Raw genomic sequence first — 20324 nt, 5'->3', positions numbered from 1 at the left:
CTTTTATTGAAAATAGGCCAATAATGTATTTTTTTTAGATGCAGAAACTGAGAGCTCCTTGCCATTGGACAAAACCACACTGCCCCCCTTCCCCTTCCTGTAGCGAACCACTTCACCAACATTTACCAAATAGGATTTATGAATTCTTGCAAAAGGGTAGTCGGACAAGGCCTCCTCAAAGTATTTCAAAGTTTTGCTTACCAGTATTTTTTTATGCTCCAAATAGATCTCGGTGTAGTTATCATCTGCCTTGCAGAAGTAAATATCCCCAACATCCAGGATTTGGAACCCATCTTGCTGTGGAATGGTAATCTTTCCTTCGGCCTTGCCTGAGTTCGCTTTTAGCACTTGCCCTTCCAATGCATTCTCTCTTTGTTTGATTTCCAAAACGTAGTCAACCGCCTTAATCAGTTCGTCGATGTTAATCGGTTTCATTAGGTAATAGGCTGCATGGTTGTTCAAAGCATCCATGGCATATTGGTTATATGCTGTAACGAAGATGGTTTCAAAAGTACGATTGGGCACTTTGTCCAATAAGTCAAATGCATTCCCAAACGGCATTTCAACATCCAAAAAAATAAGATCTGGTTTATGCTTTTTAATCAGTTCCAAACCTTCCGTTATATTGGAGGCTTCTCCTAAAAGTTTTATGGAGCTACAATATTTATCAAGATAGTTTGCAAGAATCTCGCGGCTCGTAGCTTCATCCTCAATTATTAGTGCTTTGAGTTCATTCATTGCTTCCTAAGTTTTAATGTAACCCTTGTGCCGGTACCATCTTTGTTTAAATCCACTATTTCCACCTCAATTTGGTTACCATGCATTTCATTCAGAATTCCAAGACGTTTTTTGATGTTCCCCATGCCCTTTGATTTTTGTTTTCTTTGGTTCTGGGTTTTTAGTTTTTTGGACTTTTTCCTTCCTATTCCATCATCAATAATTTCAATTTTCAAGGTATCATTGTCCAAAGGCTCCAACTGAATATGGAGCAACCCTTTCTCTTCCTTGTATCTAAGTCCATGCCAGATTGCATTTTCAATATAGGGTTGCAATAGCATCGGTGGAATGTGAAAAGCTTCCACATCAATGGATGGTTCTATCTCAATCTTATAATCAAATTTATCGGCAAAGCGAGAGTGTTCCAGCTTTACATAAAGTTCCAATAGTTCCAATTCTTCGGATAATGGGATAAAATCTTCCTCCGAATTTTCCAACACGCTCCGCATTAATACGGAAAACTCACTTAGGAATCGATTGGCACTACGTTCATCACTTTTGGCAATAAAATTATTAACCGAATTCAGCGCATTAAATATGAAATGGGGATTCATCTGAGTTCGTAATGACTTTAAAGCCAATAAATTATTGGCCAATTTTTGCTGTTTATTGCTTCTGTAAAAGAAAAATGCGGTGGATGCTAACAACAATATTCCCATCAAAAGAGTGTAAATAATCCATTTTTGGCGCTTACTGGTTTCCTCAAACAATTGTTGTTCCGTAAGGGCCAAGTCGTATTTACTTTGTGACAATTGTCTTTCTTGCTCCAAGCTGGATATTCTGTTCTGACTTGTGGCAATCTCCCTATTAAAACGGGCCGCTCTTGATATTTCCTGCTCCTTCTGAATGTAAAGACTATCCACCACGGCCACATAATCCTGATAGGATTCCAAGGCTTTGGTAAAATCCCCTTTATATCGATATACTTCGGATAGTTTTCGGGTGGCATCTTTTTTTACCACCAAATCATTGTCAGTGTCCGCTTCAACAATACTTTTTTGAAGGTAGGGAATTGCTTCATCCAGCTTGTTTTGGGCGATGTACGCATTGGCAATTTTATAGTTGATTCTTTGGGTCGTTATCGTATCTGAACTAGTGGTTGTCCCAGCTTCGGCCTTTTGTGTTCTAGGCAGATGCTGTAACTCATCCAAACTCTGTTTGCGCAGCTGGATTTCCTCATCATACCGATTCTTATCGCTATAAAAATCTGCGACCTTCTCATTTTCCTTAACCACTCGTTCTGGAGCAGAACTTCTGGACAAATTCAACGAATTGGTATAAAAGCCTTCAGCCTCCAAAACCTTATTCTGGCTTGCATAACTGTCCCCAATTTTTGAGTTTAAATCAATGATTTTAGAGGACATCTGGTTTTTTTCAGCAATTTTTAGCCCCTCTCGGTAAAAGTCTTCGGCCTCGCCAAAATCCTGCAACCCCTTATGCGCATCACCTAATGTTTCATAGGCCCCTACTCTTTGAATTGCTGTCAAATTTTTAACCTTTATCAGTTTTGTCAACTCCGTTTTGGCTTCTTCAAATTCTTTGTTATCCACGTAAACTCTTGCCAAAAGCAATGTAGTTTTTGATGTTTTCCTTGCTGCCAATGCATCCTTAAAGTTGGTAATGGCCAAATCATATTGCTTGTGGTACGCATAGATTTCACCCAAAGCGGTGAGTGATGCGGCAAGTTCCGTTTTGTTTCCTCGTTTCCCCAAATCGGCTATCGACTTAGCAATGAAATCAATACTTTTTTCCAGGTCAGTTTGTTTGTAGATGAGCGCTGAGTCCAGAAATTTTTGGTGATTAATTGTATTTCTATCCGTCCTTTTTTTGGATACTGAACTTTCTGTATCCTGCAAATATCCCTCTACCAGAACATCTACATCTTCGTCTGAAGTGATGCGGTGTTCCACGGTTTCGAACTCTAGACTTTGAAACATTATTATATCGCCGATAGCAGCTCTTATTCTGAATTCTCCGAGTCCATTGGTTAGTGTAAATTGTCCTCTGTCCGTTGAGACCTCAACCCCACTAATAGGGGTATAATTTTCCTTTCCCCTCACCGAGCCTTCGATTGTCAAAAGGGGCTTATTTGAATCCACTTGACACCATCCCAAGTTAAAAGGTAGGAGCAGCAATAGTACTATGTAAAAAACCTGTTTCATTTAGCAGAGAACTCCGTGTAAACTTAGTTCTAATTGCTGGGTTTAAAAAATGTGAAGAGCTCCTGAAACATTAGAAATCCCTTTAAATTGCTGTAGTTACGCAACCAAAACACTTCTTCACTCAGTAAAAGTAGTTGTTCCCTCATTATGGATTTTTATCCGAAAAAGTCCACCTTAGTTTTAGCCTAAATTTTAAAAGAATTCATCATGAAACGAATACAACTTTTTACTGGAATAGCTTTGTTTGCTGTAACTCTTGGCAACCTGTATGGTTATAATACCAAATCTGATATCCCAAACAAGATTGCCCCGACTATCAGCTACACGGCTGAAAAACCGGCAAAACAATACGTTAAACTCGCCTTATTGTTGGATACCAGCAATAGCATGGACGGTCTTATTAACCAGGCGAAATCCCAACTTTGGGACATTGTCAATGAATTCACTCACGCTCGCTGTGGAAATGAATCACGACCTTCTCTCCAAATTGCATTATATGAATATGGAAACGACAATCTTTCCTCTCGAGAAGGGTATATCAGACAAGTATTGAGCTTTAGCAGTGATTTGGACGAGATTTCAGAAAAGCTCTTTTCCTTGACCACAAATGGCGGTGAAGAGTATTGCGGTGAGGTCATCCATACTTCCCTTAAGCAGTTGGACTGGGGAAATAATGCGGACGACCTTAAAATGATATTTATCGCGGGAAATGAACCTTTTACACAAGGCAAACTGGATTATAAGGATGCTGCGACCGACGCCAAGGAAAAAGATATTGTTGTAAACACTATTTTCTGTGGAAACTATCAACAAGGTATTTCCACAAAATGGAAAAATGGAGCAACCTTAACCGGTGGGGAATACATGGCTATAGACCACAACAGACAGGTAGTTCATATCAATACGCCTTACGACGATATTATTATCCAATTAAATTCAAAATTGAACAAAACGTACATCTCGTATGGTTCTATTGGCGCATCAAAGGTTGCTGCCCAAACCGCCCAAGATTCTGAAGCCTATAACATGAATAAGGGGGTTGCCGTAAAACGTTCTATAAGCAAGAGTTCTAGGCTTTACAAGAACTCTACCTGGGATTTAGTCGATGCTGTTGAAGAAGACGAGGTAGCATTGGATGAAATCAAAGAAGAAGATTTACCCAAAGAGTTACGTGGAAAATCCGAAAAGGAGATGAAGGCATACATTGAAAGTAAAAAAGAGGAACGCAAGCGTATCCAGAAAGAAATACAGGACTTGAATGTAAAGCGTGAGGCTTATATCGCCAAAAATCAGAAGGAAGAAAAGGGTGAATTGGAGAATGCCTTATTGAATTCCATTAAAAATCAAGCGGCTAAGAAGAACTATAGGTGGGATTGATTGAATGGTTTAGCTGCTGAAAAATGGTCCGTTGGTAACAGCGGGCCATTTTAATTAATTGGCTGCCGGACAATAGCAATCATACCTTTTTTCCTGGTCGTTCTGACCAAAGTCATATCCCAAAGTTATCTGATGGAAACCACCGTTGTCGAATCGGATATCCCCGGATTGGTAGGAATAGTTGTATGAGAATAGAAAGTTCTTATAATTGATTCCAACTATAGGGGTAAAAAGTTGTAGCCTTTGTTCTCCAAAACTTCCATCTTGCTGGAACTGTGCGCCGTCAAAACTTCTACGATAGGAGAGTCCTCCCCAAACCGTCGCGTTATCCCCAACATCCCGGTATACCTTTGCATTGAAATCCACTGTGGCTTCTTCGGTAAACTCAGTGAGTTGCAGTAAAACAGAAGGTTCAATTCGGGTTCTTCTTCCGAATACATATCCAACTGAGAACAAATACCTTCTTAGGTTATCTACTCGAGGTACAACTAAATTATCAGGGTCATCTGCCCTTCCAATACGATAGATTTCACGCGTGGAAGCCAAAACATTAAGTATGGTGAAATGAGAATAAAATTCCCTGTAATTGTAGGAGACCCCTAGATCAAAGTTGAAATATGAAGCTGTAATTGTTGAACCCGTTATGGCTGGATCGAATGCAACCGATCTAAATTCTGTTTCATCTAAATTGCTTAACAAAGCTGTAGCACTCAAACCAAAGGATAGCTGGTTAAGTGTTCTAAAGTCCCCTGCCAATTGTAAATGGTGGGCATAGGTAAATTTAAAACCGGTTTGGGAATGAAATCCATTGGCATCATTAAAAATGATTCCACCAATACCGCTTTTCTCACCTACCCTAGCATTGATGTTTAAAGTCTGCAGATTAGGCGCGTCTTCCACATCGAACCATTGCTTTCTTGCTGTCAACCTAATTTTTGTACCCTCACTGATTCCGGCCATGGATGGATAGACCAAATAGTAATTATCCGCTAGATAGTCAAAATAGACAGGAATTCCTTCTTGAGCTTTTGATGTAAAGACACAACAGAAGAGGACGAAGGTTGATAGTATTAAACAGCGTCTCATGTATTGTTTGGGGCTATGGTTGATATATACGCAATCAAACATTGTAATAACGGTATAAGTACTACATTATTATACTGCTTGTCCTTCATCTTTTACTTTGGTATTTTTGTACAAATTCTTAGCTATGAAAGAATACAATATAACTGTTGTACAAACCAATAACCCCAAAATACTAAAGTTTGAGGCAAATCACTTCCTAGTAAAGGGTAATTATGAGTTTAAAAACATAGATGAAGCCCAAAAATCACCTCTGGCCCAACAGCTGTTTTACCTTCCCTTTATTAAAACTGTTTATGTTTCCGGAAATTTTGTGGCTTTGGAGCGTTTTGACATTGTAGAATGGGAAGATGTAAAGGACGAAGTGGCCCAACAACTGGTTGAATACCTCAATGCTGGACAAGTTGTTGTGAATGAGGAAACTACTGATAAAAAAGAGGCCATTACGGTATATGCCGAAGTTACCCCGAATCCAGCGGTGATGAAGTTTGTGGCCAACAAGAAAATTGTACCCACCATATACGAATTCAAAAATATTGATGAGGCCAAAGATTCAAAGTTGGCACAGGAACTCTTCCATTTTCCCTTTGTAAAAGAGGTATTTTTGGACCAAAACTATGTTTCCGTCTCCAAATATGACATGGCCCAATGGGAAGATGTTACGATGGAACTTCGTGAATTTATCCGCAACTTTTTGGCAGATGGAAAGGAAGTTGTGTCGGAAAAGGCCATGGAAGTTACCCAAAACTCTTCCAATACGGCATCCTTGAGTGAGGATTATGACGATACCTCCCTTCAAATTATCGATATTTTGGAGGAGTATGTAAAACCAGCAGTGGCCAGCGATGGTGGAAATATACTTTTTCAGTCGTATGAGGAGGATAGCAAAACGGTCAACGTTATCCTACAAGGAGCCTGTAGCGGTTGCCCTTCTTCCACTTTCACCCTAAAAAATGGTATCGAGACGATGCTTAAGAATATGATGGGTGATAAGGTCAATGAAGTTGTGGCCATAAACGGGTAATTACCAGCTCTTAGGCAGAGAAAAAATGCCCATTTTTTGTTAACTTCAATAAATTTTAAAAACATTGACCATGGCAGTTTTAAAAGTAATTGAAGTATTGGCAAATTCTGATGAAAGTTGGGAAGATGCAACAAAAAATGCGTTGGAACAGGCCTCAAAATCAGTAAAGAATATACGCTCGGTGTATATTAACGAACAAAGTGCCTCCGTAAAGGATGGAAAAATTGATGATTACCGCGTAAACGTCAAAATTACCTTTGAAGTAAAATAAAGGTTCGAAGGAATTGCAGTAAAAAAAGCGCCAATAAGGCGCTTTTTTTACTCTCAATCAGAAAATAGTGATGAATTCAAGATTCATATTCGTTCAATTTCTGTTTTTTTCAATGCTTGGTTGTACCCAAAAACCTAAAGAAGTGACCCACAAATACACAAATGACCTTATTCACGAAACCAGTCCTTATTTATTGCAACATGCCCATAACCCTGTGAATTGGGAAGCATGGAATCCTGAAGTACTGGAGCGTGCACAAAAAGAGGATAAGTTATTGATAATCAGTATTGGCTATGCTGCATGCCATTGGTGTCATGTAATGGAACATGAATGCTTTGAAGATGAGGAAGTGGCCCAAATAATGAATGACAATTTTATCAACATAAAAATTGACCGAGAGGAACGACCGGATGTGGACCAAATTTATATGGATGCCATTCAATTGATGTCAGGTCATGGTGGATGGCCACTAAACATTGTGGCTTTACCCAACGGCAAGCCCTTTTGGGGCGCTACCTACGTTCCAAAAGGAAACTGGATAAAATCCCTTGAACAACTCTCTGAACTATATGCAAAAGAACGTACTCGGGTAGAAGAATATGCCAATAATCTATCCCAGGGAATCAATGCCATAAACCTTATTGAAACCCAGCAGAACACTTCCATTTATAGTTTGGAGCAGTTGGACCTTGCGGTAAAAAAATGGTCGCAGTCCTTTGATACCTATTTGGGTGGCTACAAAAGAGCTCCAAAATTCATGATGCCCAATAATTGGGAATTCCTGCTGCATTATTCCACTGCGGTAAACCCTGATTTGATGGAATATGTGGACATCACCTTAACCCGAATGGCGTATGGCGGTATTTTTGACCATGTAGGTGGTGGGTTTTCTAGATATGCTGTGGACACCAAATGGCATGTTCCCCACTTTGAGAAAATGCTCTATGACAATGGGCAATTGGTGAGCCTTTATGCAAAAGCTTACGCTAAAACTCAAAACAACCTGTACAAAGAGGTGGTTGAGAAAACCATTGATTTTGTGGTAGAAGAACTAAAAGACGAAAACGGAGGGTTCTATTCCTCCTTGGATGCAGATAGTTTGGATGAAAATGGGCACTTGGAGGAAGGAGCGTACTATGTTTGGAAAGAAGAAGAACTCAAAGAAATCCTGAAAGCTGACTTTCCTGTATTCAAAGAATATTACAGCATCAATTCCTATGGTTTATGGGAAGATGGAAATTATGTATTGATTCGGGACAAATCAGATGCGGAACTGTCTCAATTACTTTCCATTGGTACTGATGAACTTAAAAACAAGATGGAAAATTCACTTAGCCTTTTAAAAGAGGAACGTTCTAAACGGGAAAAGCCGCGTCTGGATGATAAAATTCTTACTTCTTGGAATGGGCTCATGCTCAATGGACTTGTGGATTCCTACCGTTATTTAGGAAATCAACAGTATTTGGATTTGGCATTAGAGAATGCCCGATTCATCGAAGAAAACATGATGAATCCAGACCATTCTTTATTCAGAAACCATAAAAATGGGAAAAGCAACATTAACGCCTTTTTAGAGGATTATGCCACCGTAATTGAAGGTTTTCTTAATCTCTACCAAGTGACTTTTGAGGAAAAGTGGCTGAATCATGCTAAAAATCTACTTGATTATTCCAAAGAACACTTTATGGATGAAAGTTCAAAAATGTTCTATTTCACTTCGGATGAAGATCAATCCTTAATCCGTAGGAGTATAGAAACGGGGGATAACGTTATTTCCGCTTCCAACTCCATAATGGCTAAAAATCTTTTAAAACTTCATAAGCTTTTCCCCAATTTAGAATATGGTGATTTGGCCAGAGCGATGCTACAAAATGTTCAATCGGATTTTGACCGAAGCGCACAGGGCTACACCAATTGGTTGCATTTGGTACTGTACGAACATTTGAACTTCCATGAAATTGCCATTGTCGGTGAAAACTATAAAAAAATAGGCAGTGAGATAGGCAGTAAATATCTTCCCAACAGCATTTTGGTAGGTTCTGCGAAAGAGGGAAGTCTGGACTTGCTTCAAAACCGATACAACGAGGACGAAACCCTTATTTATGTCTGCATTGAAGGTGCCTGTAAATTGCCGGTTAAATCATCCAAGGAAGTATTTCAACAGCTTAAAGATTAATAATAATTTAAACTCCTACCTATTGTTTGGACCATCTGCTTAATTTTGCTTTGCACTAAATCATCACGTTATGGAAGAGCTAAAGAATTTTGAGAAACATCTAGAAAATGCCATTGAATGGTTTTGGGATTTTATCCCAGACCTTATCCTCGCGGTTATTATTTTAATCGTAGGCTGGTGGATGGTTCGGTTTATCAATAAAATGGTTGCTAAGTTTTTTGACAAAAAGGATTACGAACCTACTCTAGAGAGTTTTATTCAAAGCTTTATCAATATTTCCCTAAAGGTTTTGCTATTTGTGGTCGTGGTCACCCAATTGGGGGTAAAATCCTCTTCTTTGGTAGCCATGATTGGTGCGGCTGGTCTTGCCATCGGCCTAGCCCTACAGGGATCCTTAGCCAATTTTGCTGGTGGAGTACTTATTCTCATTTTTAAACCCTTTAAAGTTGGGGATTGGATTTCTGCACAAGGCTTGGATGGTAGCGTAAAGCAAATCACCATTTTCAGCACCAAACTGAACACTTTTGGTAATCAGATTGCCATTATTCCCAATGGGCAACTTTCGAATGGAAGTATCGTAAACTACAACGGTGAACCCAATCGAAGAGAGAATTATAAGGTAGGTATTAGCTATAGTTCCAATATAAAGACAGCCAAGGATATATTGTTGGCTATTTGCGAAGAGGACGAGCGCATTCTTAAAGACCCGGCTCCCGAAGTGTATGTGGACAGTTTAGGGGACAGTTCGGTTAACCTAACGCTTCGTTTTTGGGCACCAAACGATGTATTCTGGCCGGCACGTTTTAATGTGATTGAGCAATCCAAATTACGATTTGATGCCGCTGGAATCGAGATTCCATTCCCACAACGTGTGGTTCACGAAGCAGCTACGGATTAGTTTTTTTGCCTTGTAGGACAAAGTCTTTGAGGTAATAGGGCTCAAAATAGGCTACATCCTCAAAATGCTCCTTTTGATATTTATCATGGGCAATTACAGCCATTTCACTGGCTGAGGGCATAAGTGTCTCATCAAAGATAAAGTTGGAGTGTTGAAGGGTTTCCTTGCATTTCGATGCACCACTACCTACCATGTAGACCTTATCGTAGCTTAAATAATCTTGAAAGGATGAGACCTCTACAACCTCGGCTTTAGTTTCTCGAATTTCTTGGTAATTTTCATCATAAACCGCTGAATACACTTCCATGCGACGCGCGTCCAAAACAGGAATGACCAACTGATTCTCCTCCAATTTGACCTGCCTTGCCATACTCTCTAAGGTAGCTACAGCAATCAATGGAATATCCAAAGAAAAACATAAGCCTTTCGCGGCTGAGACGCCGATACGTAGTCCGGTATAGGAACCTGGGCCTTTACTGACAGAAACCGCATCCAAATCTAAAAAAGATAAGGAAGCCTCATCCAAAGCCTCTTTAATAAAAACATGCAGCTGTTCCGAATGGGAATATTCAGCTGCATTGTTTTCTTTTAATAGGATTGTTTTCTCGTTTTCCGATATGCTGACCGAGCAATTGGTCGTAGCGGTCTCTAAATTTAGTATTCGGGCCATAGGGCCACAAAGATACTAGTTTAGGGTGATTGGAATACCGTAGAAGAATTCCAAAATCTTAAGTCGGAAAATGTAATCGTATTTGGTTCTAATCACGTTGGCTTCCGCATTATCCACTCGAGCCTGTGCTTGACTAAAGTCAAAGGAATTCATCAATCCAACATCAAAACGTTCTTTAGCATATTCATAGGCCAATCTTCGTGCTTCCAAGGTTTTTTCTGCGGCTTCGTAGGACTTGAAAAAAGTGGTTACATCGACATGAGCTTGTTGAATATCTGTTTCCAAAGCCAACTTATCCTGCTCAAATTGAACTTTAGCTCGTTCCAAATTTAATTTAGAACGCTTTACGTTATTTCGGGTGCTCCATCCGTTAAATACGGGAACGTTCAATTGTGCACCATAGGACACCCCATCAAAAATCCAAAGCTGATCTATGAAATTTGGCGTAAAAAACTCAGGAGGTGATCCTGGAGGCAAGCCAGCTACCGGAATCTGGGCAACATCAGAGTAACGTGTACCGTAGTTCGCAAAAGCTGAAAGTGTAGGCAGATATGCTCCCTTGGCTATTTTAAGGTCTTCTTCTGCCAATTCTACATTAGCCTGGGAAAATTTAATATCATTTCTAAATGTTAAAGCCTTGTCAAAGATTACCTTGGCCGAGTTGTCCAAAATATCCGAAGGTGGAATATCGAAAGTATCATCTACGATATCAAAGTTTTCATAATCGGTAATCTGTAGCAATTGTGCTAAGTTGACCCTTGAAATCAACACAAGCCCTTCTCCATTGATAATCTGCTGTTCCTGATCTGCTGCTGTGGCTTCGATATCCAATAAATTTCCTCTAGGTACCACTCCTGACTCCACCAACTCTCTGGTTCTTTTTAAGTCTTGTTCGGTAACCGCGTATTGCGCACGGAACGTCTTGAGCTGTTCCTTGCTAGACAACACCTGTAGGTATGCATTGGCCACATTCAATCGAATATCATCCTTCAAATCATCCAAGCGATATTGATTCGCGATTGCATTCAATTTTGCTCGATTCAACGTACGGATATTCCGAAGACCATCAAACAAGGTTACATTGGATGTCACCCCAACGTTTACATTGTTCTGCGTGGTGTTTGTTGGCAAGTTGTTCGTTGGGTTAATAGAGAAACCTGTATTACTTGAGTAGGATGTATTACCATTTAAATTGGGAAGGAAAGCTCCTATCGCATCAGATTTGTCAATTTTGGCACTTTCCAAATCCAGTTCAAACTGTTCTATCGTAAGGTTATTTTCTACAGCGTACTCCACGCATTCTTGCAGGGTCCATTTTCTTAACTGTGCTTGGGTTAAGGACACGGCAAACAAGGCTATGATTATTGCAAGCTTACTTTTCATTCGTCTTTTGATTTTTGGTTCGTTATTTTATTAGGCGTCCTCTTCTTCAGTGTCCTCTTCTTCTTCACCTAACTTTATGGGTTCAGTTTTATTCCATTGTTTTACCTGGTCACCCTCTTCCAATCCGGAAACAATCTCCACATTAACCCCATCTGATATTCCTATTTCAATATCCCTTCTTTCGAACTGTTGTTCACCAGTCGCAACTTCTACATAGGGCTTGTTGGTTTCTTTGTCAAACTGTAATAGGGCTTCAGGAATTACCAATATGCTATCCTTCTTTTCAAGTACAAGGGATGCATTGGCACTATACCCCGCACGAATCAAGAAATCGTCTTCCACTACTACATCACCTTCAATCTTAAACTGAACTGCACCTGCTTCTTCCGTTCCTTTTGGAGCTATAAACTTCAATTTGGCATCAAACTTTTTGTCATCAATGGCACCCAAACTAATTTCCAAAGGCATCCCTACAGCCAACTTGCCAACTTCACCTTCATCTACTTGTCCTTCAAAAATCATTTTACCTAAATCAGCAATAGAGGCAATGGTAGTCCCATCATTAAAGTTGTTACTCTGTATTACCTGATCACCAACCTCGACGGGGATTTCCAAAATAGTTCCATTCACGGTGGCTCTAATATTCGTATTTGCAGCAGTTGAACCTCCAGCTGAACCCACGCGAATAATCTGATAATCGGTTTGGGCGTTTTTTAACTCCTGAACGGCTTGATCATATTGCAATTGCAGATTATTAAAATCTTGGCTTGAGATTACTCCTTTATCAAATAATTCCTTGTTGCGATTATATTCAATCTTGGTGTTATTTAGAGCAATTTCGGCATTGTTAACTCTCCCCTTTGCAGCATATAGGGATTGCTCATTGGGCACTACTTTAATTACCGCAATGAGGTCACCAGCTTTCACTGCCTCCCCTTCCTCTTTGTAAATTTTATCTATGATACCCGAGATTTGAGGCTTTATTTCAACTTCCTCTTGAGGAATCACTTTGCCAGTGGCAACGGTTTTCTTCTCTATACTTGAAATGAAAGGTTCATGGGTATCATAGGTGATGGACGATTTGCTGTTCGATTTTATAAAAAATACAGCAGCCCACATGGCACCGATGGCCAAGACGGAGATACCTACCCATTTTAAAATCTTTTTCATTGTATTGGTGTATTTAATTAACTATTAGCTATCTATTATTCTTCTCTTAATGCGTCTATTGGTCGTATACTTACTGCCCTTTGCGCCGGAATTAAACCTATCAAAATACCAAGGATTATCATTAGCAACATGGAACCCAAAACATAGGGTATGGGCACAGTTGGATTGGTATAGGGTATTCCATCACCACCTCTCGTTACTACGTCAATCAACTGTAATGTAAGTGCACCGAAAATGATTCCTATTACTCCGGCCAACAAGGTCAATACCAAAGACTCAATGATTATTTGATTTCTTACTTCGGTTGGGGTGGCACCTAATGCTCTTCTCACACCCAGTTCCTTCGTTCTTTCCTTAACCGAAATCAATAATATGTTGCCAATCCCAATGATCCCTGCTAGAATACAGGCAACTCCAACAATCAAGGATAAGAAGGTCATACCGCTGGAGAAACCGATGATTTTATTGAAAACCTCACCTAAATTGAAGGAACCAAACGCTCTTTCGTCCTTAGGGTCAACCTTATGTATGTTTTTTAGCACAGCTTTGATGTCCTCCTCAACCTGAATCACATCTGCATCATCATAGGCTGCTATGGTAAACCAGGATACATCTTCGCCGGTGTTGTATAATTTCCTGAAGGTGGTAAATGGAATGAAGATATCGCTATCGCTTTCAAAACCTCCACCAGGAGTAAACTTGTGTACTCCCACCACTTGGAAGTAGATGTTATCTATCCGGATATAACCCCCAATAGGATTTTCATCTTCCTCAAAAAGTTCCTGTTGGGTACGTTCTCCGATAACACAGACTTTCCTCGCCTGTTCAATATCATCTTCATTGATAAATCGACCTCCTTTATATATCTTTTTGGTAGCAATCCTAGCAAACGCTGGAAAATCTCCGTATACGGCATAATTGCCAGATTTAAGTCCTCTTGTGATGATACCTGGATCTGAACCAAAAACGCCCTTTACGTTTCTTGGTGCTATATTTTCTATTTCAGGAACCCGATTGTACAGCACATCCACATCGTTCAATTTCAACTGGATACGTCTGCCCGTTTTAAAACCTGCATACGGCATACTTGTGCTTTGTCCCCAGGCAAACAAGCTGTTTCTCGCGATGGTTTCGAATTGCTTTTCAAAACCGTTGTCCAATCCCTTTGCAGCACCGGAAAGACCGATGTAGATGTAAATACCAATAAAAACACCCACCATCGTCAGAAATGTACGAAGCTTATTGTTTCGAATCGATTGAAAAATTTCTATCCACGTATTTCTATCCAGTATCTGTCTCATCTTACTCGTCTCTTAAGGCCACAATGGGTTTTATTTTTGCTGCTTTTCTCGCTGGGACGTATCCCGCTAAGGCTCCAATGGTTATCAGCAGGATGGTGACAAAGACTGCTGTTCCATAATTGATCTCCGGATTGGTAATGAAATAATCATCCTCCAAGGTTTTTCCGCCAATGGAATTCAAAACCACAATACCGATTATCAGGCCAATGATTCCAGAAATAGTAGTAATGAATATGGACTCGAATAAAACTGCATTGGTCACCTTTTTTGGAGTGGCTCCCAAGGCTTTCCTTATTCCCAATTCCTTGGTACGTTGTTTTACCGTGAACACCATAATGTTTCCAATACCTATCATTCCCGAAATGATTACCGCAAAGGCAATTCCGGAGATTACTTTTTGAAGGAAACCGGCGAACTGCTGATTTTGCTTTAGCTGATCCGCTACATTTCTGATGAAAATACCATTGGGATCATCTGGACTTATTATTTTTTTATCCCGTATGAAAGTGTTCAACTTACCTTCAAAAGCCATGGCCCCTGAATACCCAATTTCGGGCTTGAAGGCCAAGATAATCTGGTCAATTTTATCCGTATTCTTTTCAATAAGCTGTCTTGTGGTATAGGGTATGTAGATGTATCGCTCTTCGTTGTCACCACCGTCGTCTTGAAACACACCGATTACCTTAAATACGCTACCCCCAACATCTATATACTTTCCTATGGATTCTTCTCCCAAGAAGAGATCTCGTTCTACCAAGCGACCGATTACCGCATATTTTGTTCTGTCCTTAATATCGGTTTCATTGAGATAGCGACCCTTCATCAAAATGGTTTTTTCAGCATATTGATGTGCCGGAGCTACTGCTCGGGTATTATAGTTATCCGATTCATTTTTGTAGGCTACCAAAGCCCTACGTGTAATTCTTGGCGTGATATAATCTAAAAACATGGGAAACTGCGCCTTGATATCCTCAATGTCGCCGTTTTCAAATTCTATTCTTCGATTGGCTTTATATCCGCCATAAGGTATGGTGGTTCGACCAGGGAAAATGAAGAAAACATTGGTAGCGTCATCACCAAAAAACTTGTCGAAGGTGTTGTTCAATCCATTTCCCATGCCATAGAGAACCACATAGATGAAAATACCCAAAGCCACAGCAAAACCAGTAAGGAATGTCCTTAGTTTGTTCTTGCGAATGGTTTCCAATATTTCCTTCCAGGTATCTCTACTGAACATATTCTGATGCTCTTACTTGTTCAACTTTTTCATCTTGTACAATCACACCATCCTTCAAATGCACGATACGTTTGCACATATGTGCTATATCCTTCTCGTGGGTTACTACCAAAATGGTATTCCCTTCATCATTGATTCTTTGAATCAAATCCATAACCTCATAGGATGTTTTACTATCCAAAGCCCCGGTAGGCTCATCTGCCAACAACACCTTGGGTTCAGCCGCCATGGCTCTTGCAATGGCTACCCGTTGTTTTTGTCCACCGGACAACTCGCTGGGCAGGTGTGTTGCCCATTCTTTCAATCCTACTCTTTCTAGGTAATTCAGTGCTTTTTCCTGACGTTCTTTTCTTGCCACGCGCTGATAGTACAATGGCAAGGCCACATTTTCCAGGGCGCTTTTATAGTTGATAAGATTAAAGGATTGGAATACAAAACCTAAAAATTTATTGCGGTATTGTGCAGCCTTGGTCTCGGTCAAATCCTTAATTGGAACCCCATCCAAAATGTACTCTCCGCTATCTGCACCATCCAACATTCCTAAAATGTTCAGTAATGTGGATTTCCCTGAACCGGAAGAACCCATTATTGCCACAAGTTCACCCGCTTCGGCGGAAAAATTAATACCCTTAAGTACATGGAGGGAATTGCTTCCCATTTTATAGGATTTATGAAGATCTTTGATTTCTATCATGATTGGTGCTATTAGCTATCAGGATTACAACTCCCGTTATAGGACTTACAAATCGATATTTTGTTACAAGATTGAATTATTTTTTTCTAAAAAAGTTTAGTTGCCGTTTTCTTCTTCCTCAACGCTATTCCAGACTTTGATCTTATCTGCCTCTTCGACCCCTGATTTTACCTCAACAAATATCCCATCGCTCACCCCTAACTCAATATCGCGTCTTTCGAATTGCTGCTCTGAAGTTTCAACTTCCACAAAAGGTTTTTTGGTTTCATCATCAAACTGGACCAAAGCCTCTTTCAAGGCCAAAACACTATCCGCCCTGGCTAAAATAATGGAAGCATTTGCACTAAGTCCAGCTCTGATAAATGTGGTATCCTCTTTGGTCAAAGTACCTTTGATTTCAAACTGAATGGCACCGTTTTCTTCTTTTCCTTTAGGTGCGATATAATCCAAAACTGCATCAAAAATCCTATTCTCGATGGCCCCCACGGTAATTTCCAGAGGTAGGTCCTCCTTGATTTTTCCCACTTCGGATTCATCCACCTTGCCTTCAAAAATCATTTTTTCCACATCAGCAATGGCAGCAATGGTGGTTCCTTCATTGAAATTATTGCTTTCTATTACTTGATTTCCTACCTCAACCGGAACTTCCAAGACCATGCCACTTACCGTAGACCGAATCAAGGTATTTGCGGCATTGCTCAGTCCGCGCGTAGTACCTGTTTTTACTATATCAAAACGCTGATTAGCAGCCTGAAAAGATTGCTTAGCCTGATCATAGGTAACTTGGGCTCGTTCTAAATCCGCTTGCGAAATAACGCCTTTATTGAAAATGGCCACTTGGCGGTCGTAGTTCCTTTTTTGATCTTCCAAATTGATTTTGGCTTCATTGATTGCATTTCTCGCGTCATTCAAGGCAGTCAAATTGGGGACTACCTTTATTTTGGCCAACAAATCCCCGGATTTTACGTAATCGCCTCCTTCCACATAAATTTCTTCTATAACTCCAGAAATATTAGGTTTTATCAGCACTTCTTCCAAAGGAAGGATACTTCCTGTAGCCACTGCTTTTTTGACAATACTTTGTTTGGATAACTGTTCTGTTTTATAGACCACTGGGTCCTCCGCATTCTTTTGATATAAATAGAACATTGAACCCCCAAAAACGACTAGGATAAGGAGTAAAATGATAATGGTCACTGATTTTTTCATTGTAAGCTATTATTTTGATTGATTGATATTCATTATTCAGTTCTTAAGGCTTCTATGGGTCGTACGCGAATGGCGCTATTGGCTGGAATGAATCCTGCAAGCAGTCCGGAAAACATAAGAATCATCAAAGCTCCACTAACCACTCCAACGCTCACACTGGGATTCAAAAACATATCAACAGGACCTACGCTGTCCAATAAGGAATTGATGCCATAAATCACAAGAGAGCCAAAAATTATCCCTGCCATTCCAGAAACTAGGGTAAGAAATATGGATTCCATCAATATTTGAAGTTTAATGGACCATGGCGACTCACCCAAAGCTCTACGTATTCCAATTTCTTTTGTTCGCTCTTTTACCACAATAAGCATGATATTACTTACCCCGATAATTCCAGAAAGCAATACCATAATCCCCACGATATAAGCTACTGCCTTTAGCGCCCCAAATAGGCTCTCCACACGATTGTATTGTTCATAAAGGTCAAAGTATCCAATGGCGCGATTATCTTCAGGATGAACCTTATGTCTCTTTTTCATTTCGCCAACGATAGCTTCTTTTAGAACCGATATGGAGTGACCATCATGAGCAGTGATTGCCATCCATCCTACTTCTTCACCCCTGTTAAAAGCCTGGGCAAAAGAAGTGAATGGTACAAAGATTTCCTTCTGTGCTTCTTCACCATCCCCATCATTGCTATTCTTTTTGTAGGTCCCTATGACCATAAAATTGACCCCTTGTATTTTGATATAAGTTCCCAAAACCTCTTCGTCCTTCTCATACAAATCACTTTTTACCCCTCTTCCGATGACCGCAACTTTTCTTTTTTCAGTGATGTCATTGTAATTGATAAAACGGCCCGAAGTAACTGTCATGGGGTCTTGGTTTATGATCTCCGGATAATCCCCGTAGACATTGTACGACCCTGTACGAATACCACGAATCACATTATTCCCTCCGCTTCGGAAGCCACTCAACTGATTACGTGGAGAAATAAAACGGAGGTTGGGCACGTTGTCTTGAATTGCTTGTACATCACTGGTTCTGAATTCAAAACTTCGTCCTTTGGGTAGACCCTCATACGCTTTGGTCGTGCTACGAGTCCACATGAACATGGTATTGGTAGCTATATCCCCAAAATCCTTTTTAATTCCGTTCTCTAAGCCTTTTCCAGCTGCCAGTAGAACAATTAGGATAAAAATGCCCCAGCATACTCCAAATGCCGTAAAAATTGTCCTCCAGACATTACTGGTCAGTACTTCAAGAATTTCCTTCCATCGGTCTTTATTGAACATTACTTTGCTTTGTCTTCTTTTTTATTCGTCCCTTAGGGATTCAATCACTTGAACTTTTGCTGCTCTCCATGCTGGAACAAACCCCGCCAGTGTTCCTGCGAGTATCAGCACCAGAACCGTAGCAAAAGCTACATTGAAATTCACTGAAGGGTTTAGCACATAGTCCACCTCTACATTGGGTCCAACTATCTCTAGTAGGGCCATACTAAAAATGAGCCCGGTGAAACCTGAAATTGCGGTCACAAATATGGATTCATGAAGAATCATCGCTACAATCGACCACGGTTTGGCACCAAGTGCCTTTCGTATACCTATTTCCCGAGTCCGTTCCCGAACCACAATCAACATGATATTGCTCACCCCTACTACTCCAGCCACAATGGTACAAACACCTACGAACCAGAAAAAAACCTTTATGTTTCCTGTAAGTCCATAATAACGTTTGGCCTCCTCCATGGCACTCCATACCTCCATGGCGCCATTATCATCTGGGGCCACAGTATGTGCTTGTTGTAAATAACTTTGCAGATTTTCCTTAAATTCTACGGCTTGAGCAACAGCTTGGTCAAAATTCTCCACCGGAGGAAGCGTGTAGGACAGATTGTTCACCCTATTTCCTCCATTGAAAACACGTTGGGCCGTAGTTATGGGAATGTATATACGTTCTTCCTCACGTTCACGAAGTTCTTTAAATACACCTATAATTTTGAATGGAATTCCGGAGATGTCAATATATTCTCCTAAGGGAGTATCCACTTCATTGAAAACATCCTTTTTGATTTTGTTTCCAATAATAGCCACTTTGGCCGTGGAGATTTCATCTTCATAATTGACAAATCGCCCCTCCAACATCCCGGTGTTCTCTATAAACTGAAAGTCAGAAGCTACCCCTTGCACACTGTATACCAGTGCTTCCTTTCCATAATTAACTGTAATACCTCTAACAAAAATTCGTGAAGATTCATATTCAATGTCTTCTTTATACATCGAAGACACCGTTTCAAAATTGTCGTTGATAAATTGTATTCTTCTTCCCGGGTTCAGTCCCTTATATTCTTTGGAAGTAACTCCCGGCCAGGCCCAAACACTTGTAGATGCATCTTGCTTAAATTCTTGTTCAATGCCATTTTGCATGCCTTGACCAAATCCCAATAAAATAACCAATATGAAAATTCCAGAAGCCACAGATAGCCCTGTTAGGAAAGTACGTAATTTGTTCTTTCTGATGGTGTCAAATATCTCTTGCCACCTTTCTATATCGAACATGTGGTTGGTGTTTGGTGATTGATGAAATACGCAAGCGTACTCTAATACGACGACAAGTAAATGGTAATGTTACAGTTGGACCGTAAAAAATTTGTTAATTTTTCCGAAATCCTTCTATTTCCGCATCTTTCGGTAAATAAAAAAGAATAATCCGGCCACCAAAATGTATGGGATGGCCATTAAATAGACGATTCCATCATTGAGGGCTTCAGCAGATTCCGGGTTGCCTTCGCTTTCAACTACAGCCCTGCACATAGCGCATTGGGCCTCCATCAATTCCGGAGAAAGAAAAACCAAAAAAAGTAATACTATCGAAAGTCTGGTTTTCATA

General features: G+C 40.2%; 18 protein-coding genes. 5 read left to right on the top strand and 13 right to left on the bottom strand.

Translation table 11 applies throughout. The features are described from left to right. Nucleotides 1–3: 3 nt before the first annotated feature. Together ACSLUF_RS03235 and ACSLUF_RS03230 are read right to left on the bottom strand one after the other, a co-directional pair. The gene (locus ACSLUF_RS03235) at nucleotides 4–738 is read right to left on the bottom strand and encodes a LytR/AlgR family response regulator transcription factor (protein ID WP_435624695.1); all 735 of its coding nucleotides are present in this window, start codon (nucleotides 736–738) and stop codon (nucleotides 4–6) included. After that, the gene (locus ACSLUF_RS03230; protein ID WP_435624694.1) at nucleotides 735–2837 is read right to left on the bottom strand and encodes a tetratricopeptide repeat-containing sensor histidine kinase; all 2103 of its coding nucleotides are present in this window, start codon (nucleotides 2835–2837) and stop codon (nucleotides 735–737) included. Before ACSLUF_RS03230 ends, ACSLUF_RS03235 begins: the two co-directional genes overlap by 4 nt. A 309-nt stretch (nucleotides 2838–3146) precedes the next feature. Between ACSLUF_RS03230 and ACSLUF_RS03225 the strand changes: the two genes are divergently transcribed. Next, nucleotides 3147–4316 (top strand): VWA domain-containing protein, encoded by a 1170-nt coding sequence (locus ACSLUF_RS03225; RefSeq protein WP_435624693.1) that lies wholly within the window; start codon nucleotides 3147–3149, stop codon nucleotides 4314–4316. A 54-nt stretch (nucleotides 4317–4370) separates the two neighbouring features. Here ACSLUF_RS03225 and ACSLUF_RS03220 read toward each other — a convergent pair whose 3' ends face one another. After that, the gene (locus ACSLUF_RS03220; protein ID WP_435624692.1) at nucleotides 4371–5402 is read right to left on the bottom strand and encodes a PorP/SprF family type IX secretion system membrane protein; all 1032 of its coding nucleotides are present in this window, start codon (nucleotides 5400–5402) and stop codon (nucleotides 4371–4373) included. A gap of 124 nt (nucleotides 5403–5526) precedes the next feature. On the opposite strand from ACSLUF_RS03220, the gene ACSLUF_RS03215 reads away from it, so the two are divergent. The 4 genes from ACSLUF_RS03215 to ACSLUF_RS03200 all read left to right on the top strand — a co-directional run bounded on the left by ACSLUF_RS03215 (nucleotide 5527) and on the right by ACSLUF_RS03200 (nucleotide 9768). Further along, entirely contained in the window at nucleotides 5527–6423 is an 897-nt protein-coding gene (locus ACSLUF_RS03215) for a NifU family protein (protein ID WP_435624691.1), read from the top strand. 70 nt (nucleotides 6424–6493) lie between these two features. After that, nucleotides 6494–6694, top strand: a complete 201-nt coding sequence (locus ACSLUF_RS03210; protein WP_106144620.1) for a dodecin family protein — start codon at nucleotides 6494–6496, stop codon at nucleotides 6692–6694. A gap of 142 nt (nucleotides 6695–6836) precedes the next feature. After that, nucleotides 6837–8870 carry a thioredoxin domain-containing protein gene (locus ACSLUF_RS03205; protein WP_435624690.1) on the top strand — a complete coding sequence of 678 codons (2034 nt, stop codon included), beginning with the start codon at nucleotides 6837–6839 and terminating at the stop codon, nucleotides 8868–8870. Between the two features lie 70 nt (nucleotides 8871–8940). Next, nucleotides 8941–9768, top strand: a complete 828-nt coding sequence (locus ACSLUF_RS03200) for a mechanosensitive ion channel family protein (RefSeq protein ID WP_435624689.1) — start codon at nucleotides 8941–8943, stop codon at nucleotides 9766–9768. Here the strand turns inward: ACSLUF_RS03200 and tsaB are convergent. The 10 genes from tsaB to ACSLUF_RS03150 form a co-directional block, all read right to left on the bottom strand. After that, the gene (tsaB, locus tag ACSLUF_RS03195) at nucleotides 9758–10438 is read right to left on the bottom strand and encodes a tRNA (adenosine(37)-N6)-threonylcarbamoyltransferase complex dimerization subunit type 1 TsaB (RefSeq protein WP_435624688.1); all 681 of its coding nucleotides are present in this window, start codon (nucleotides 10436–10438) and stop codon (nucleotides 9758–9760) included. The genes ACSLUF_RS03200 and tsaB overlap by 11 nt on opposite strands. 15 nt (nucleotides 10439–10453) lie before the next feature. Beyond that, complete coding sequence (locus tag ACSLUF_RS03190; protein ID WP_435624687.1) at nucleotides 10454–11821, bottom strand: TolC family protein; 1368 nt, start codon at nucleotides 11819–11821, stop codon at nucleotides 10454–10456. 30 nt (nucleotides 11822–11851) lie between these two features. Beyond that, complete coding sequence (locus ACSLUF_RS03185) at nucleotides 11852–12991, bottom strand: efflux RND transporter periplasmic adaptor subunit (RefSeq protein ID WP_435624686.1); 1140 nt, start codon at nucleotides 12989–12991, stop codon at nucleotides 11852–11854. A gap of 35 nt (nucleotides 12992–13026) precedes the next feature. Then, nucleotides 13027–14292 (bottom strand): ABC transporter permease, encoded by a 1266-nt coding sequence (locus tag ACSLUF_RS03180; protein ID WP_435624685.1) that lies wholly within the window; start codon nucleotides 14290–14292, stop codon nucleotides 13027–13029. A 1-nt stretch (nucleotide 14293) separates the two neighbouring features. After that, nucleotides 14294–15529: an ABC transporter permease gene (locus ACSLUF_RS03175; RefSeq protein WP_435624684.1), complete on the bottom strand. Its 1236-nt coding sequence runs from the start codon at nucleotides 15527–15529 to the stop codon at nucleotides 14294–14296. Next, nucleotides 15519–16223, bottom strand: coding sequence for an ABC transporter ATP-binding protein (locus ACSLUF_RS03170; RefSeq protein ID WP_435624683.1), 705 nt, complete (start codon nucleotides 16221–16223; stop codon nucleotides 15519–15521). The genes ACSLUF_RS03175 and ACSLUF_RS03170 overlap by 11 nt, the downstream gene beginning before the upstream one ends. 96 nt (nucleotides 16224–16319) lie before the next feature. Next, complete coding sequence (locus ACSLUF_RS03165) at nucleotides 16320–17432, bottom strand: efflux RND transporter periplasmic adaptor subunit (RefSeq protein WP_435624682.1); 1113 nt, start codon at nucleotides 17430–17432, stop codon at nucleotides 16320–16322. A 32-nt stretch (nucleotides 17433–17464) separates the two neighbouring features. Next, nucleotides 17465–18727, bottom strand: a complete 1263-nt coding sequence (locus tag ACSLUF_RS03160) for an ABC transporter permease (protein WP_435624681.1) — start codon at nucleotides 18725–18727, stop codon at nucleotides 17465–17467. A gap of 21 nt (nucleotides 18728–18748) precedes the next feature. Further along, nucleotides 18749–19993: an ABC transporter permease gene (locus tag ACSLUF_RS03155; protein ID WP_435624680.1), complete on the bottom strand. Its 1245-nt coding sequence runs from the start codon at nucleotides 19991–19993 to the stop codon at nucleotides 18749–18751. Nucleotides 19994–20107: 114 nt separating this feature from the next. Then, on the bottom strand, nucleotides 20108–20323 hold the full coding sequence (locus ACSLUF_RS03150) for a hypothetical protein (RefSeq protein WP_435624679.1): 216 nt from the start codon (nucleotides 20321–20323) through the stop codon (nucleotides 20108–20110). Nucleotide 20324 lies beyond the last annotated feature (1 nt).

Source organism: Flagellimonas sp., assembly GCF_965601775.1.
In the GTDB taxonomy this organism is placed as follows: Bacteria; Bacteroidota; Bacteroidia; order Flavobacteriales; family Flavobacteriaceae; genus Flagellimonas.
Note: the sequence above shows the minus strand (reverse complement) of the source record. Positions and strands in the feature narration are given on the sequence as shown.

Coding starts and splice junctions, on each gene's coding strand:
- ACSLUF_RS03235 (WP_435624695.1), bottom strand. CDS start 738: ATGAATGAACTCAAAGCACTAATAATTGAGGATGAAGCTACGAGCCGC.
- ACSLUF_RS03225 (WP_435624693.1), top strand. CDS start 3,147: ATGAAACGAATACAACTTTTTACTGGAATAGCTTTGTTTGCTGTAACT.
- ACSLUF_RS03220 (WP_435624692.1), bottom strand. CDS start 5,402: ATGAGACGCTGTTTAATACTATCAACCTTCGTCCTCTTCTGTTGTGTC.
- ACSLUF_RS03215 (WP_435624691.1), top strand. CDS start 5,527: ATGAAAGAATACAATATAACTGTTGTACAAACCAATAACCCCAAAATA.
- ACSLUF_RS03210 (WP_106144620.1), top strand. CDS start 6,494: ATGGCAGTTTTAAAAGTAATTGAAGTATTGGCAAATTCTGATGAAAGT.
- ACSLUF_RS03200 (WP_435624689.1), top strand. CDS start 8,941: ATGGAAGAGCTAAAGAATTTTGAGAAACATCTAGAAAATGCCATTGAA.
- tsaB (WP_435624688.1), bottom strand. CDS start 10,438: ATGGCCCGAATACTAAATTTAGAGACCGCTACGACCAATTGCTCGGTC.
- ACSLUF_RS03190 (WP_435624687.1), bottom strand. CDS start 11,821: ATGAAAAGTAAGCTTGCAATAATCATAGCCTTGTTTGCCGTGTCCTTA.
- ACSLUF_RS03185 (WP_435624686.1), bottom strand. CDS start 12,991: ATGAAAAAGATTTTAAAATGGGTAGGTATCTCCGTCTTGGCCATCGGT.
- ACSLUF_RS03180 (WP_435624685.1), bottom strand. CDS start 14,292: ATGAGACAGATACTGGATAGAAATACGTGGATAGAAATTTTTCAATCG.
- ACSLUF_RS03175 (WP_435624684.1), bottom strand. CDS start 15,529: ATGTTCAGTAGAGATACCTGGAAGGAAATATTGGAAACCATTCGCAAG.
- ACSLUF_RS03170 (WP_435624683.1), bottom strand. CDS start 16,223: ATGATAGAAATCAAAGATCTTCATAAATCCTATAAAATGGGAAGCAAT.
- ACSLUF_RS03165 (WP_435624682.1), bottom strand. CDS start 17,432: ATGAAAAAATCAGTGACCATTATCATTTTACTCCTTATCCTAGTCGTT.
- ACSLUF_RS03160 (WP_435624681.1), bottom strand. CDS start 18,727: ATGTTCAATAAAGACCGATGGAAGGAAATTCTTGAAGTACTGACCAGT.
- ACSLUF_RS03155 (WP_435624680.1), bottom strand. CDS start 19,993: ATGTTCGATATAGAAAGGTGGCAAGAGATATTTGACACCATCAGAAAG.
- ACSLUF_RS03150 (WP_435624679.1), bottom strand. CDS start 20,323: ATGAAAACCAGACTTTCGATAGTATTACTTTTTTTGGTTTTTCTTTCT.